A 15,074-nucleotide genomic window follows, 5' to 3' on the forward strand; every position below is an offset into this window, starting at 1 on the left:
AAGGCCGCCTGCACGGGCGGAGACGAAAGCTCCAACCGTTGTGCTCACTTCGGTTCTCGTGACCGGGAGCGCGCCTATAGCCCCTGCGACGGGTTGTCGCAAGCGGCATTGTCGCGGCGAATTTGCGGCTTCTTTCGGCGGTGGCATTTCGGCAACACTGCGTCCAGCGCCAGCGACCAAAATATCGGGTGTCAAAAGGTGACGCGGCCGAGTACGCGCAGGCCGTCGCCCTGCGGCTCGACCACCACGGCCTCACCCTCGCGCGGCGAGATGCCGGTGAGCGCGACGATGTCTTCCAGATGGGTGACCATGACCAGATTGTCGGAGCCGGAATAGGCGTGGATTTCCTTCATGATGGCGGCGATCTGCGCCGCCTTCTGCACATCGTCGCCCTTCAAGAGATCGAGCGGCGCAAAAAGCTCCGGCTCGGCCTCGAAGGCGATGCGCGCGGTGTCGAGGCAGCGGCAATAGCGGCTGGACAGCACGCGCTCGATCGGGGCGGCGCGAGCGGCAAACAAGGCGCCGATCTTGCTCGCCTGCTGCTTGCCGCGCGCCGACAGGTTCATCTGGGTGGCACAGCTGTCGATGTCGAAATTGGCCGGATCGGTGGTGCCGGTGACCATGGCATGGCGCAGCAGCACCACATGGCCGCCATCGCGCAGCAACGCCCAGCCAGCATCCGTGGCATGGGCCGTGACGGGAACAACGAGCAGGAACAAGGCCAGGGCAAATCGGATCATCGCGGTCCTTCCAGGAGCCCGACGTCGGGTTCCGGTCTTTCGCATATAGGGATCGGAAGGCTGGCACAAAGACAAGCTAGGCCCGCGGCCCCGGCAACCTCATTTTTTGGCAAGCTGCTGTTTCACCAGATCGATCTTCTGGTCAGTGAGGGGGATGGGGATAGTGTAGCCGGCTTCGGTGAAACCCAGCTTGGCGTTCTCGAAGAACTCGATGGCTTTCAGATATTCCGGCTTGCCGCCGCCATAGCTGGCGCGGTTCCAGTGGATGTCGCCAAGATTGTTCTGTTCGAAGGCCCACTGCATGGGCTGGTTTTCCCTGGTGAACACTTTCAGCGTCGCGGTGAAAGCAGCCTCCGCCTCGTCGAGATATTTGCCGGTCCGTTCGATGTTGCCGAGGTTGAGCAGGCTCATGCCGATGCCGTTCTGGGCGTTGGCCCAGTCGACCGGTGCCGTCTCGATGGTCAGCACTTCCAGTGCCGCCCGACGGGCTGCGATCGAATCCCGCAGGGTTTTGGGATCGGCATTGCTCATACTCAACCAGTGCAGCGTCGAGCCGAGACCTGCCTGGGCCAGCGCCCATTGCCGCGGATTTGTCTCGCGCTTGTACTCGCGCAGCGCATTGCCGTAGGCGTCGACCGCCTCGCTGTAGTGCTCGGGCTTGTCCGTCACACCGCCAAGCAACTGCAGCGTGTTGCCGAGATTGTAGTAGCTCATGGCCCAATCCTGCGGGAATTTTCGCCTGACATAGACCTGCCGGGCTGCCTGGAAGGCTGCTGCCGACTGCTCCAGCTTTGTCGCGTCACGAGTGCGCTGGCCAAGCGTCTGGTAGATCGAGCCGAGATTGTTCTGCGCCGACGCCCAATCCATCGGGAAGCGCTGCCGGGTAAACACCGTCAGCGCGTCGTCATAGGCCGCGGCGGCCTCTTCGAGCGTGGTTGTGCCCATGTCGAAACGAGCAACGCCACTCAGCGCGTTGCCGAGGTTGAGCCGGCTGGTCGCCCAGGAGACCGGGAAGGTCTCGCGGGTTCGTACCTTCAGCGCGGCGCGGAAGGCATCGGCCGCCTCGTTGATCTTGGTCTTGTCGTTGAGCTGGATGCCAAGCGTCACCAGCGTGTTGCCGAGATTGTTCTCGACCATTGCCCATTCCACGGGGGCTTTCTCGCGCGTGTATTCCTCGAGCGCCAGCCGGTAGGCGGCTTCCGCGTCCTTCAGATGCTCGCCGGCGGGTTCACGCTCGGAGAGCGCGTAGAGCGCCAGGCCGAGATTGTTCTGCGAAGCGGCCCAGTCGAGCGGCAGCTTGTCGCGCGGGCGCTTTTCCAAGGTGGCGCGCATCGCCGCCACGGCTTCATTGAGGCGCTTCGGATCGCTCTCGCGTTCGCCGATCTTCAACAGCACATTGGCGAGGTTATTCTGCGCGGCCGCCCAGTTGGGGTCGTCCTTCTCGCGCTCGAAGACGACGAGCGAATCGCGGAAGATCTGCGCTGCTTCTTCGAGATGCGTGGTTTCGGTCTCGCGCTCGCCGATGGTCTGCAGCACAACCGCCATGTTGTTGCGGGTGATTGCCCAGTCACTGTTCTGCTCGCCATCGGGAATGAAATTCAGGATGACGTGATAGGCCTCGATTGCATGCCGCAACGCATCGAGATCGCCGGTGGCGTAACCGTAAGAGTTGAGTGCCTCGGCTTCCTGGTTCTTGTAATTCCAGCGCAGCTTGTCGTCCCATTTCTCGACCAGCGAGAAGGCCTTGGCATAGTCGTTGGCGGCGGATTTGTAGTCGAAGACCAGTGCGGCGGCGTCGGCGCGTTTGGCATAGATGGCAGCGTCGGCGACGCGTTTCTGCCTGACCAGTTCCTCGGCCTCGTCGACCGCACCGCTGTTCTGCTCGACCCTGCCGACCGCGTCATCGAGGAATTTGCGCGCCGTCACCATGGCGCCCTGGCCGATGGCCTTGTCTGCGGAGGCGACCAGCCGCTTGATCTCCGGATCGTCGGTGCGCAGTGCGGCTCGCTCGGACATCATCTTCTTCAGGCGCTCGGCCTGGGCGTCGAGCACCTTCTGCAGGTCGGTCGGATCTTCGGGGATCTTGTCCGTGCCGAGGGCCCTCAGCACGCCATAAAGCGCGTCGAGCGGCACGCCGTCCTGCAGTGAGGCCAGTTCCACCTGCGCCCGCTTCGGGTCGGGCAGGTCGGAAATGGTCAAGAGCAGCTGCCGCCTTTCACCGGTGATCAGCCCGTCATCGCCGGTCGGTTCCGGTGGCACGACGCCGAAATAGAGCAGACGGCGCAGGCTTTCGTTGACCCAAGGGCGCTGCTTTGCCTTGGTGTCGAGATAGACTTCCTCGGTCACCATGCGCATGACCGAGCCAAATTCCGTGCCTTTCATCGCCGCGAGATGGCGCAGCAGCGCGGCCGCATAGGGGCTGTTTTCGCCGGCCGCACCGTCCAGCGCCGGGCGGCCCGGCTCGGCGGCGAAGCCGACCACGGTGCCCAGGCTTTCGTCCGCCGCCGGTGTGTTGCCGAGCGCCTTGGCGCCACGCACCGGCTCCAGTCCGCCAGTGCCAATCGGCTCGGCGGAGGCGGTCGGCGCGCGCCGGACCACCGCGTCTGACGGAAACGGATTGGTGCGGCAGGCATCGAGCAGCACGATCGTCACCGGCACGGTCTTCTTCAACGCATCCATGACGGCGGAAATCGGCACCAGCGCATTGTCTGCGTCTTTCAGAGACGAGACGTCGGCATCGACCGGAACCAGATAATTCTCGCCACCGGCTTCGATGCCGTGGCCGGAGTAATAGATGAAGGCGACGTCGGCCCCCTCTGCATCCTCGACGAAGCGTTCGAGGTCGCGCTTCAGCTTGGCGGCATCGCGGTCGGTGACGTTGCGGGCGTCGAAGCCGAGGTCGGTCAGCATCTTGGCCATGTCGCGGGCGTCGTTGGCCGGGTTGGGCAGGGCGGCGATGTGCAGGTAATTCGACTGGCCGATGATCAGCGCCACGCCCTTGAGGCTTTTCGTCTCGGCAGACGCAAACGCCGTCGCGGCAAGACAAAACAGTGCGGCGACGAAAGCCGTCAGCCACATCCGCGCAAAAAGATTGCGTCCTGAGGTTTCGACAAAGGTCATTTGTCGTTCGTGTCCGCCCTGATACTCCAAGCCCTCTATAACGCTGCCAGTCTACCATGATCAAATTTGGGCATGATCAAATTCGGGCATGATCAAAACCGGGCATGATCAAAACCGGGCGCGATTGCGCCGCGGGCGTGGCTCGCCTATCCCTGAAAAATGTCTCCACTCACAGAAACCGTGCTTTTTGTCTTCAGCCTCGTAGCGCTCGGCTATCTCGCCGGGCTCACCGGCTATCTCAGACCGGCGAGCGGCGAGGGGATATCGGACTTCGCGGTCTCGGTGGCGATGCCGCTGCTTCTGTTCCAGACGATGGTGAATGCCGATTTTCACGGCGTCGCACCATGGCCGCTATGGGGGGCTTATTTCACGGCGGTGGCGATCACCTGGGCCGCCGGCCATCTCGTCACCACGCGGATATTCGGGCGCGACGCGCGCGCCGGTGTCGTCGGGGGCGTGTCGTCGGCCTATTCCAATGTGGTGCTGCTGGGCGCCCCGTTCATTCTTGGCATATTCGGCCCGAGCGGCTTCGAGGTGCTGTCGCTGCTGGTTTCCGTGCACCTGCCGGTCATGATGATGGCTTCGATCGTGCTGTTCGAGATGTTCGGCCGCGGCAGCGACGAGCATGTCCATCCGCTGCGGGTGCTGCGCAGTTTCCTGCGGCGGCTGTTCATCAACCCGCTGATCATCGGCATCCTGCTCGGGCTGGCGTGGCGGCTCAGCGGCGTGCCGCTGCCGGACCTCGTCATGCGGCTGGTCGATGCGCTTGCCGACACGGCAGGGCCGGTGGCGCTGTTTGCCATGGGGCTCAGCCTGCGTCGCTTCGGCGTTTCCGGCAATGTGCGGCCGGCACTGGCGCTTTCGGTGCTGAAACTGTTCCTGATGCCGGCGCTGGTTCTCGCCTTCGTCTGGCTGCTTGGCCTGCCGCCCTTGACGGCCAAGGTAGCGGTGGTGGTCGCGGCGCTGCCATCCGGTATCAATTCCTACCTTATCGCCGTGCAGTTCAACACCGGCCAGGCGCTGGCGTCGAACCAGATGACCATCGCCACCGCCTGCGCCGCCGTCACCACGGCCTTCTGGCTGACGATTGTGTTGCATGTCTTTGGGTAGGCCGTGCGCAAATCCAGGCGAGGCGGTACAGTCCGCTCTCGCCTTAGGCTGGCCCAACCCCTATATGCCATCTTGCGATTGCTTGCGGGCCTTGCCCTAGGTAAAGAGCACTGGCTCCAGCGTGCCGGCTTCAGCCCACTGCGCACGCCCACCGAAGAATTCACAGACCGGCCCGTCAGGGCATCGAAACGGAGGATAGACCATGCTTCAGAAAACCAGCCATTTCATGCGGCAGGCCAATCTCATCAACGGCGAATGGGTGCAGGCCGACAGCGGCCAGACGGTCGACGTCAACAACCCGGCCACCGGCCTCAAGATCGGCACGGTGCCGAAGTCGGGCAAGGCGGAGACCCGCCGTGCCATCGAGGCCGCGGACGCCGCCTTCAAGACCTGGCGCAAGACGACCGCGCTCGAGCGCTCGAAGCTGCTGCGCAAGCTGCATGACGCGATGATGGACAATCAGGACGTGCTGGCCGAACTCTTGACCATCGAGCAGGGCAAGTCGCTGTTTGAATCGAAGGGCGAGATCGGCTCTGCCGCGGCCTACATTCTGTGGTTCGCCGAGGAAGGCCGCCGCACCTATGGCGACGTCGTGCCGTCGCCATGGGCGGACCGCCGCATCCTGGTGACGAAGGAGCCGGTCGGCGTCATCGCCGCCATCACGCCGTGGAATTTCCCGTCCTCGATGCTGGCCCGCAAGCTCGGCCCGGCTCTCGCCGCCGGCTGCACCGCCGTGGTCAAGCCCGCCTCGCAGACGCCGTACTCGGGTCTCGCCTGGGGCGCGCTTGCCGAGGAAGTCGGCTTCCCCAAGGGCGTCGTCAACATCCTGACCGGTTCGGCCAGCGAGATCGGCGACGAGATCTGCGCCAACCCGCTGGTGTCGAAGATCACCTTCACCGGATCGACCGAGGTCGGCAAGCTGCTGATCCAGAAGTCGTCGGTGACCGTCAAGAAAGTGTCGATGGAGCTCGGCGGCAACGCGCCGTTCATCGTCTTCGACGACGCCGACATCGAGCGCGCGGTCGCCGGCGCGATCACCGCCAAGTACCGCAATTCCGGCCAGACCTGCGTCTGCACCAACCGCTTTCTCGTTCAGGCCGGTGTCTACGACAAGTTCGTCGAGAAACTGGCCGCCGCCAGCAATGGGCTGAAGGTTGGCTCCGGCCTCGAAGACGGCGTGCAGCAAGGACCGCTGATCGACGAAAAGGCGGTCGAGAAGGTCGAGGAACTGATTGCCGATGCCACCTCAAAGGGCGGCAAGATCGTCGCCGGCGGCAAGCGCCATGCGCTGGGCGGTTCGTTCTTCCAGCCGACGGTCATCGCCAACGCCACGCCCAAGATGCGCTTCATGAAGGAAGAGATCTTCGGCCCGGTCGCTCCGGTGTTCAAGTTCGAGACGGAAGCGGAAGCAATCGCGCTCGCCAACGATACCGAATTCGGCCTCGCCTGTTATTTCTACACCGGCGATCTCGGCCGCGCCTTCCGCGTCATGGAAGGGCTGAAATACGGCATGGTCGGCGTCAATGAAGGCCTCATCACCACGCCGGAGGCGCCGTTCGGCGGCGTCAAGGAATCGGGCCTTGGCAAGGAAGGCGGACATCAGGGCATCGAAGACTATCTCGATACCAAATATGTGTGCATCGGCGGCCTCGGCCTCTGATAGACTGCTCCTGAGATGGGGAGGCCAATCGCCTGCCCATCTCTTATGGGAAAACCAGCCGAAGTCCTCTGGATCTACTGGCATTTGCGGGCATGGCGATGAAGGACGGCGAGGTTTTCGGCACGACGCAGGCGGGCGAGGCGGTGCGCCGTTTCACCATCAGGGGCGGCGGTATAACCGCCAACATCATCGGACTCGGCGCCATTATCCAGGATTTGCGCCTGACCGGGCACGATGCACCGCTGGTGCTCGGCTACAACACTTTGCAAGCCTACGAAGCCGACAACGCCTTCTTCGGCGCGGTGGTCGGCCGCTATGCCAACCGCATTCGCGATGGCCGCTTCACCATTGGTGGCAGCCGCTACCAGACTGAGCAAAATTTCCTCGGCAAGCACACGCTGCATGGCGGCTCGCAAGGCTATTCGCACCGGCCATGGACGGTTTCGCTGCACGGCCGGGATTTCGTCACGCTGACGCTGCATGATCCCGACGGCACGATGGGCTTTCCCGGCGCGCTCGACGTCACATGCACCTACCGGCTGAAGATTCCCGGCACACTCAGCGTCGAACTGACGGCGACCTGCGAGGAGCCGACGCTGTGCAATCTCACCCAGCACTCCTATTTCAACCTCGATGATGGCGGCGCCGGCGACATTCTCGACCACAGAATGATGTTGAATGCCGGCGCCTATCTGCCTGTCGACAGCGACATGATCCCGACCGGCGTGGTCAAGCCGGTCGACGGCACGCCCTTCGATTTTCGCCAGGCGCGGCCGCTGCGCATGGAAACCGAGGGCGAACAGCTGCCCTATGACCAGAATTTCTGCCTTGCTTCGACGCGCGGGCCGCTGCGGCAAGCGGCATGGGCGCAAGGGGCCAGTTCCGGCGTCGAGATGGAGGTCTGGACCACGGAGCCCGGTGTCCAGCTCTACACCGGCCAGTATGTGACGCCGCGCAAAGGGCTGGAAGGGCGGGACTACAAGGCTTTTTCCGGTTTCTGCCTGGAGCCGCAAATATGGCCGGATGCACCGAACCGGCCCTATTTCCCGCAAGCAACGCTGTGGCCGGGCGCGATCTACCATCATGTGACGGAATACCGCTTCCGTCTGCCTTGATCTTATCCCGCGAACGCCGCCCGTAGCGTTTCGAACGGCGCCAGCGCGCCGCGAACCTGGACCACGGCGGCGGCGACGCGATGGGCTCGGCGGACAGCTTCCTGCGGGCCATGGCCGGCGAGGCGCGCCGCGAGGTAGCCGCCATTGAAGGAATCGCCGGCGCCGGTGGTGTCTACGGGGGCCGCGACATGGATCGCCGGCACGTTGTGCAGTGTCCCGCTTTCGGCAATCAGCGCCGGCTGCTCGCCGTTCTTGACGACGACCTCGCCGACCCATTGCTGGAGCCGCTCGGCCGTCGCCTGCGGCGTTGCATCCTCAAACAGCATCTGCTCGTCGGGGAAGGTCGGCAATGCGATGTCCGTGACACCTAGCGCTTCGACGATGGCCGCTTGCGCGTTCTCGCGGTTGCGCCAGAGCCGTGGCCGGTAGTTGGGGTCGAAGGCGATCAGCGAGCCCGCTGCGCGGGCTCTGGCCACGGCGGCCAGCAGTGTTTTGCGCGCAGCATCGTCCAGAATTGCCAAAGTGATTCCGGAAAAGTACACAAGTGCCTGATTTTCAAGGCTTTTCGAAAGTGCTTCGGGATCCGAAGCAAGCTGCCGGGCCGCAGCGTCGCCGCGCCAGTAGGTGAAGGAGCGTTCGGCGCCGGTCAGCGTGATCGCATAGAGGCCGGGCCGCGCGCCAGCTATCACCGGGCTGGAACCGATGCCGATGCCGTTTTCGGCGAAGAAGCCGATCTGGCCTTGCGAGAAGGGGTCGTCGCCGAAGGCCGAGACATAGGTCGCCGGCCGGTCTTCGCTCAACGCATGCAGCGCCCACAGCGTGTTGAACGTGTCGCCGGCAAAACCCATGCGCCAGTTCGGGCCGGTCTGACCCGACAGTTCGAGCATGCATTCGCCGATCGAGGCGACGCCGTTTCCCGCCATCTGCAATCCTCCAGTGATTTCGGTGCTGTAGCTTTTTGCCGGCGGCGGCGCCATGCTTGGCAAGCAGGCATTTTTGCGCCACAGCGTTTTCCCACAGGCTGGCGGGATGCGATCCACCCGGCAGAGCGTTATCCGCAGAAGAGGAACCGGTTTGGCATCGTTATGGCGTTATCTCTTGGCGGGTCTTGGTCTGGCTGCTCTGCTCGTCGGCATCCTCGCGGTCGTCTATCTGACCGCGCCGCAATCGGCGCAGCCAGTCGGCCCGGATGTCTCGCGCACGAAGAACACGGACAACGGGCTGTTCGTGGCAAGTTTTTCGCCAGAGCGGGGTGTCGTGCGGTTGGGCGAGCTGGAATCCTGGCTGCTGACCTTGAAGACAAAGGCCGGCGCGCCGGTGGAGGGGGCAGCGATCGCGGTCTCCGGCGGCATGCCGCAGCACAATCACGGCCTGCCGACCAGTCCGCAGGCGACCGACTATCTCGGCGATGGACGCTACCGGATCGAAGGGATCAAGTTCACGATGAGCGGCTGGTGGCAGCTGCATTTCGCCATCTCTGCCTCCGCCGGCTCCGACACGGTGCTGTTCAACGTGGTGCTGTGAGCGGCCGATGAAGCGCCTTGTCTGCATTCTGGCGCTGATGGTAGCCGTTGTCCTTGGCGGTTGCGGCAAGCCGGATTTTTCCGACACCGAGAAGAAGACCATCGCTTCGCTGATGCTGTCGGCGCTGCCGTCGCTGAAGCCGGACACCACCAATCGCTTCGCCGATGTGCCGGCCGCCGCGGCCCTTGGCTCGACGCTTTTCTTCGATCTGGGCATGAGCCGCGACGGCACGGTGTCCTGCTCGACCTGTCACAAGATCGACCGCCAGTTCCAGGACGACCTGCCGCAAGCGGTGGGCGTCGGCCGCACCAACCGCCGCACAATGGCATTGGCGGGCGTGGCGCGTGACCCCTGGTTCTTCTGGGACGGCCGCCGCGACAGCCTGTGGGCGCAAGCGCTGACGCCTTTGGAAAACCCGCTGGAGCAGGCGGGAAACCGCGCTGCCTACGCGCATTACATTAAGGCGCGCTTCGGCGAGCGCTATGAGCGCATTTTCGGACCGCTGCCTGATTTTTCCGGCATTCCGTTGAATGCCAGCCCGCTGGGAACCGATGCCGAGAAGGCTGCCTGGAACACGATGAGCGATGCGCAGCGCGATGCCATCAACCGCGTCTATGCCAATATCGGCAAGGCGATCGCCGCCTTCGAACGCTCGATCGAGCCGTCGCAGACGCGCTTCGACCGCTTTGCCCTGGACCTCGTCACCGGCGCCGAGCCGAAGGGCGATGCGGTCTTTACGCGGGAAGAAATCCTTGGGCTGAAACTGTTCATCGGCAAGGCCAATTGCGTGACCTGCCACAATGGCCCGCGCTTCACCGACAACGGCTTTCACAACACCGGCGTGCCGCCTGTTGCGGACTTGCCGCCGGATCGCGGGCGCGTCGACGCGGTGAGCCAGGTCGAGGCCGACCCGTTCAACTGCTTCGGCGCTTATCGCGATGGCGACGTCAGTGCCTGCGGCGAACTGCGTTTCATGGTCAAGGATGCGCCGCAACTGATCCGCGCCTACAAGACACCCTCACTGCGCGGAGCCGCCACGCGACCGCCCTATATGCATGCTGGGCAGTTTTCGTCGCTCGACGAGGTGGTGGCACACTACGCCAAGGCTGCGCCCAGTGCGGAAGGGGTATCCGAGATTCACCCGCTGGAACTGTCGGACCGCGAGCGCGCCGCGCTGGTGGCGTTTTTGAAGACGCTGGCGGAGTAAAGCCGTCGACGAAAAGATGGTTGAAGGCGCGAAGCTAGGTGAGGTGGTGCTTCGGCGATTGGCAAACATCCATCGCTTCGTCATCCTGGGGCGAAGCAAGGAGCGAAGCGACGCGGCGCAGACCCCAGGATCCATGCCGGGACTCGGAAGCGCTGCTACGGTGCAGAATTCTGTCCCCGCTGCACTCCACGGCTAAGGTCGCGGCATGGATCCTCGGGTCTCCGCGACGGAGCTTCGCTCTTGCTCCGCCCGTGGATGACGAAGGTGGAGGGGGCTTCGGCTGATCCCGAGGTTCTATCGATCCTTCACCGTCTCCATCGCCACGAAGGTCGAGGTCTGGGCGACATGGGGGAGGGCCGAGATGCGCTCGCCCAGAACGCGGCGGTAGGCGGCGATATCCCGGGTGCGGACCTTCAGCAGATAGTCGAAGCTCGATGCCATCATATGGCACTGCTCGATCTCCGGCACACTCTGCACGGACCGATTGAAAGCGTCGAGTGCGGCGGAACGGGTATCGGACAGTTTCACCTGGACGAAGGCGACGTGGCCTTCGCCCATGCGCTCGCGATCGATGATCGCCTGGTAGCCCCTGATATAGCCGTCCTTCTCCAGCCGCTTCACCCGCGCCTGCACCGGTGTCTTCGACAGACCGACCTTTGCAGCGAGTTCCGACATCGAAAGCCGCCCGTCGCTTGCCAGCGCCGCCAGGATATTTCTATCGATGCGGTCCAATTGGTCTTCTGTCATCGAAAGTGCAGTCCATATTTTGACATTTCAGGCGCCACGATAGATTGATTGACCTATGATGTCGATTTCTTTGGACCGACTGAAATCTGCGCCTATGCTAGCTTGCGCCATTCGGTCCGGTGACCGCCGGCCCGCTCGTTGATGTTCGCTCCACAGGACCCGCCATGCCGCTCGATACCATCCGCCAGCAGATCCGTGCCAACTATTTGCCTGACGAAGACGAGGCCGTGAAGCGGCTGGCCGAAGCGACAGGGCTTTCGGCCGGGGATCGCGATGCGATCTCGGCGCGGGCCGCCGATCTGGTGCGGGCGGTGCGCGGCTCGTCCGATCCCCGACTGATGGAAGTCTTCCTCTCCGCCTATGGCCTTTCCACAAAGGAAGGCGTGGCGCTGATGTGCCTGGCCGAAGCGCTGCTGCGCGTGCCTGACACTGAGACGATGGACGATCTCATCGCCGACAAGATCGCGCCGCATGACTGGTCGGCGCATTCCGGCGGTTCAAGCTCGATCTTCGTCAACGCCTCGACCTGGGCGCTGATGCTGACCGGCCGTGTGCTGGACGAGGGTGAGGGCGGCATCGAAGGCACGTTGCGCTCGATGGTGCGGCGGCTGGGCGAGCCAGTCATCCGCAAGGCGGTGGCAGCGGCGATGCGCGAAATGGGCGAGCAGTTCGTGCTCGGCCGCACCATTGCGGAAGCCGTCAAGCGCGGCCGGCCGATGACGCAGAAGGGCTATCTCTATTCCTTCGACATGCTGGGCGAGGCGGCCCGCACCGAGGCCGACGCGCTGCGCTACCACAAGGCCTATGCCGACGCGATTTCTTCGCTCGACGCCGGCTCCAACGGTCCTGACATCCGACAAAACCACGGCATTTCGGTGAAGCTTTCGGCGCTGCATCCGCGCTACGAGGTGGCGCAGAAGGAAGAGATGCTGCCTGTGATGGCCGAGCGGCTGTTGTCGCTGGCGCTGGCAGCCAGGCATTCGCGCATGGGCCTCAACATCGACGCCGAAGAAGCCGACCGTCTCGATCTGTCGCTCGACGTCATCGAGCGCGTGCTGGCCGAGCCGGAGCTCGCCGGCTGGAACGGTTTTGGTGTCGTCGTCCAGGCCTATGGTCCGCGCGCCGCCTTTGCCATCGACTGGCTCTATGCGCTGGCGAAGAAGTACGACCGCACCATCATGGTGCGGCTGGTCAAGGGTGCCTATTGGGACACCGAGATCAAGCGGGCGCAGACGCTCGGACTATCCGGCTATCCCGTCTTTACCCGCAAGGCCAACACCGACGTCTCCTACATGGCTTGCGCGAAGAAACTGCTTGGCATGACCGACCGCATCTATCCGCAATTCGCCACCCACAACGCCCACACGGTCGCGGCCATCCTGTCGATGGCGGGAAATCGTGACTCCTTCGAGTTCCAGCGCCTGCATGGCATGGGCGAGGCGCTGCATGAGACCGTGCGCCAGGCCGAAGGCACGCGTTGCCGCATCTATGCGCCGGTCGGCGCGCATTCCGACCTGCTTGCCTATCTGGTCCGTCGGCTGTTGGAGAACGGCGCCAACTCCTCCTTCGTGCACCAGCTGACCGACGAGGATGTCGAGCCGGAAGACATCGCGCGCGATCCGCTGGAGACAGTCGAGGACCAGGGCCCTGCTGCCAATCCGGCGATCGCCCGGCCGTCGCAGATTTTTGGCGCAGGCCGCCGCAATTCGAAAGGCTTTGACATCACCGATACGGTGACGCTGGCGGCGATCGACAAGGCCAGGGCGGCGTTCGCCGGGCCGGATCGCTGGCATGCCAAGCCGATCACGCGCGCCGCCGGCTACGGCAAGCAGCGCCCAATCGTCAATCCGGCCAAGCCTGATGAAGTGGTCGGCACGGTTCACGAGGCGGCCGCCAAGCAGGTCACGATCGCCGTGCGCATCGCAGTGGAAGCGCAGCCGGCCTGGGCAAAACGGCCGGTCGCGGAGCGCGCCGCCATCCTCAACCGCGCCGCCGACCTCTATGAGGCCAATGCGGTCGAGTTCTTCGCGCTCGCCACCCGCGAGGCCGGCAAATCGCTGGCCGACGGCGTTGCCGAGGTGCGCGAAGCCGTCGACTTCCTGCGTTACTACGCCGCCGAGGCGGCCAACGCCGAGGCAGGCACGCAAGCCCGCGGCGCCATCGTCTGCATCTCGCCATGGAATTTCCCGCTCGCCATCTTCACCGGCCAAATCGCGGCGGCACTGGTCACCGGCAATTCGGTGATCGCCAAGCCGGCCGAGCAGACGCCGCTGATCGCCTTCCGCGCTGTCGAACTGCTGCGAGAGGCCGGTGTGCCGGAAGACGTCATCCAGTTGCTGCCCGGCGACGGCCCATCGGTCGGCGCGCCGCTGACAGCCGACCCGCGTATCGCCGGCGTCTGCTTTACCGGCTCGACCGAGGTCGCCAAGCTGATCGAGAAGCAGCTGGCGGAGACCGCGGCACCCGACGCCATGCTGATTGCCGAGACCGGCGGCCTCAACGCCATGATCGTCGATTCCACCGCGCTGCCCGAGCAGGCGGTGCGCGATATCCTGGCCTCGGCCTTCCAGAGTGCCGGTCAGCGCTGCTCGGCGCTGCGCGTGCTCTACGTCCAGAAGGACGTCGAGAAAAAGATGCTGGAGATGCTGAAGGGTGCCATGGAAGCGCTCAACATCGGTGATCCCTGGCAGATTTCGACCGATGTCGGTCCGGTCATCGACGATGAGGCGCAGGCCTCGATCCGCGACTATTGCACGAAGAAGGGCCTCGAGGGCCGGCTGATCGCCAAGCTCGAAGCGCCGAAAGACGGCCGCTTCGTCGCGCCGCATGTCTTCAGGGTCAAGGGCATCGAGGAGATGGAGCGCGAAGTGTTCGGGCCGGTGCTGCATGTCGCCACCTTCGACGCCGATGAGATCGACGCGGTCATCGCCGCGATCAACCGCAAGGGCTATGGCCTGACCTTCGGCCTGCACACCCGCATCGAGGGCCGCGTCCAGCATTTCGTCGACGGCATCCATGCCGGCAATATCTATGTCAACCGCAACCAGATCGGTGCTGTCGTCGGTTCGCAACCCTTTGGCGGCGAGGGGCTGTCGGGCACTGGTCCAAAGGCTGGTGGGCCGCACTATCTCAGGCGTTTCCGCAAGGGGCCGGAGGCGGGCACCCATTTGCAGGATGGCCACAAGGTGACGGCGACCAAACTGGCCGACAATCTGCCCGATCCGGCACTTGGCGGCTGGTCGACGCGTCCGGACCGGATCGCCATTCTGAGGAAGCATCTGCGCGGCAAGGGGGCCGCCGCCATTGGCGCCGCCGCTGCGATCGATTTCGGCCAGGTCGACCTGCCCGGGCCGACCGGCGAAGCCAACACGCTGTCGTTGTCGCCGCGCGGCCGCGTGCTGTGCCTGGGGCCGGATGCCGACACGCTGCTTGCCCAGACGATCCAGGCGCTTGCCGCAGGCAATGCGGTGCTGGCTGTGGCCCCGGGCGCACCGGCCGCACTCTCCGCATTGACCGGCAAGGGCTTGCCTTTGGCCGCTATTGATGGCCGGCCTGATCCGGTCGAGGCCCGCTCGCTGCGCGTCGATGTCGTCGCTTTTTCGGGCACACCGGAAGCTGCGCGCATCGTGCGCAAGGTCATCGCCGAGAGGACTGGACCGATCGTGCCGCTGGTCAGCGAGGTGCTCAACCCGGCCGCCTATGCGCATGAGCGGGCCGTCTGCGTCGACACGACCGCCGCGGGGGGCAATGCCAGCCTGCTCGCTGCGGCATAAAGACTATTCACGCCTCGCTTGCCTTGTGTCGAGTTGCCGGGGATAAGCATGGGCGGCAATTCGAGCGGGGCGACCGAT

At 64.3% G+C, this 15,074-nt stretch carries 10 protein-coding genes; 6 read left to right on the forward strand and 4 right to left on the reverse strand.

Annotation, left to right across the window (positions count from 1 at the left end):
• Window positions 1-191: 191 nt before the first annotated feature.
• Both DBIPINDM_RS33565 and DBIPINDM_RS33570 read right to left on the reverse strand, forming a co-directional pair.
• Window positions 192-740, reverse strand: coding sequence for a histidine phosphatase family protein (locus tag DBIPINDM_RS33565; protein WP_258583242.1), 549 nt, complete (start codon window positions 738-740; stop codon window positions 192-194).
• 99 nt (window positions 741-839) lie between these two features.
• Window positions 840-3,860, reverse strand: a complete 3,021-nt coding sequence (locus DBIPINDM_RS33570) for a caspase family protein (protein ID WP_258583243.1) — start codon at window positions 3,858-3,860, stop codon at window positions 840-842.
• Window positions 3,861-4,019: 159 nt separating this feature from the next.
• Between DBIPINDM_RS33570 and DBIPINDM_RS33575 the strand changes: the two genes are divergently transcribed.
• From DBIPINDM_RS33575 to DBIPINDM_RS33585, 3 genes are all read left to right on the forward strand, one after another.
• A complete protein-coding gene (locus DBIPINDM_RS33575) occupies window positions 4,020-4,970 on the forward strand; it encodes an AEC family transporter (RefSeq protein WP_258583244.1) in 951 nt (316 codons plus the stop codon).
• A gap of 202 nt (window positions 4,971-5,172) precedes the next feature.
• A complete protein-coding gene (locus DBIPINDM_RS33580; RefSeq protein WP_258583246.1) occupies window positions 5,173-6,630 on the forward strand; it encodes an NAD-dependent succinate-semialdehyde dehydrogenase in 1,458 nt (485 codons plus the stop codon).
• 92 nt (window positions 6,631-6,722) lie between these two features.
• Window positions 6,723-7,745, forward strand: coding sequence for an aldose epimerase family protein (locus DBIPINDM_RS33585; RefSeq protein WP_258583248.1), 1,023 nt, complete (start codon window positions 6,723-6,725; stop codon window positions 7,743-7,745).
• Window positions 7,746-7,747: 2 nt separating this feature from the next.
• On the opposite strand, the gene DBIPINDM_RS33590 is transcribed toward DBIPINDM_RS33585, so the two are convergent.
• The gene (locus tag DBIPINDM_RS33590; RefSeq protein WP_258583249.1) at window positions 7,748-8,668 is read right to left on the reverse strand and encodes a sugar kinase; all 921 of its coding nucleotides are present in this window, start codon (window positions 8,666-8,668) and stop codon (window positions 7,748-7,750) included.
• A gap of 151 nt (window positions 8,669-8,819) precedes the next feature.
• Here DBIPINDM_RS33590 and DBIPINDM_RS33595 point away from each other — a divergent pair, with 151 nt between their 5' ends.
• Both DBIPINDM_RS33595 and DBIPINDM_RS33600 read left to right on the forward strand, forming a co-directional pair.
• Window positions 8,820-9,269 carry a FixH family protein gene (locus DBIPINDM_RS33595; protein ID WP_258589404.1) on the forward strand — a complete coding sequence of 150 codons (450 nt, stop codon included), beginning with the start codon at window positions 8,820-8,822 and terminating at the stop codon, window positions 9,267-9,269.
• Window positions 9,270-9,276: 7 nt separating this feature from the next.
• Entirely contained in the window at window positions 9,277-10,476 is a 1,200-nt protein-coding gene (locus DBIPINDM_RS33600) for a cytochrome-c peroxidase (RefSeq protein WP_258583250.1), read from the forward strand.
• Window positions 10,477-10,770: 294 nt separating this feature from the next.
• On the opposite strand, the gene DBIPINDM_RS33605 is transcribed toward DBIPINDM_RS33600, so the two are convergent.
• Complete coding sequence (locus DBIPINDM_RS33605; RefSeq protein ID WP_258583251.1) at window positions 10,771-11,223, reverse strand: Lrp/AsnC family transcriptional regulator; 453 nt, start codon at window positions 11,221-11,223, stop codon at window positions 10,771-10,773.
• 164 nt (window positions 11,224-11,387) lie between these two features.
• On the opposite strand from DBIPINDM_RS33605, the gene putA reads away from it, so the two are divergent.
• Window positions 11,388-14,996, forward strand: a complete 3,609-nt coding sequence (putA, locus tag DBIPINDM_RS33610) for a bifunctional proline dehydrogenase/L-glutamate gamma-semialdehyde dehydrogenase PutA (RefSeq protein WP_258583252.1) — start codon at window positions 11,388-11,390, stop codon at window positions 14,994-14,996.
• Window positions 14,997-15,074 lie beyond the last annotated feature (78 nt).

The sequence above is a fragment of the Mesorhizobium sp. AR02 genome (genome assembly GCF_024746835.1).
Lineage (GTDB): Bacteria > Pseudomonadota > Alphaproteobacteria > Rhizobiales > Rhizobiaceae > Mesorhizobium.

Excerpts from the sequence above, each read along its gene's own strand:
- putA (WP_258583252.1), top strand. The coding sequence starts at position 11,388 with ATGCCGCTCGATACCATCCGCCAGCAGATCCGTGCCAACTATTTGCCT.
- DBIPINDM_RS33600 (WP_258583250.1), top strand. The coding sequence starts at position 9,277 with ATGAAGCGCCTTGTCTGCATTCTGGCGCTGATGGTAGCCGTTGTCCTT.
- DBIPINDM_RS33590 (WP_258583249.1), bottom strand. The coding sequence starts at position 8,668 with ATGGCGGGAAACGGCGTCGCCTCGATCGGCGAATGCATGCTCGAACTG.
- DBIPINDM_RS33585 (WP_258583248.1), top strand. The coding sequence starts at position 6,723 with ATGGCGATGAAGGACGGCGAGGTTTTCGGCACGACGCAGGCGGGCGAG.
- DBIPINDM_RS33565 (WP_258583242.1), bottom strand. The coding sequence starts at position 740 with ATGATCCGATTTGCCCTGGCCTTGTTCCTGCTCGTTGTTCCCGTCACG.
- DBIPINDM_RS33605 (WP_258583251.1), bottom strand. The coding sequence starts at position 11,223 with ATGACAGAAGACCAATTGGACCGCATCGATAGAAATATCCTGGCGGCG.
- DBIPINDM_RS33570 (WP_258583243.1), bottom strand. The coding sequence starts at position 3,860 with ATGACCTTTGTCGAAACCTCAGGACGCAATCTTTTTGCGCGGATGTGG.
- DBIPINDM_RS33580 (WP_258583246.1), top strand. The coding sequence starts at position 5,173 with ATGCTTCAGAAAACCAGCCATTTCATGCGGCAGGCCAATCTCATCAAC.
- DBIPINDM_RS33575 (WP_258583244.1), top strand. The coding sequence starts at position 4,020 with ATGTCTCCACTCACAGAAACCGTGCTTTTTGTCTTCAGCCTCGTAGCG.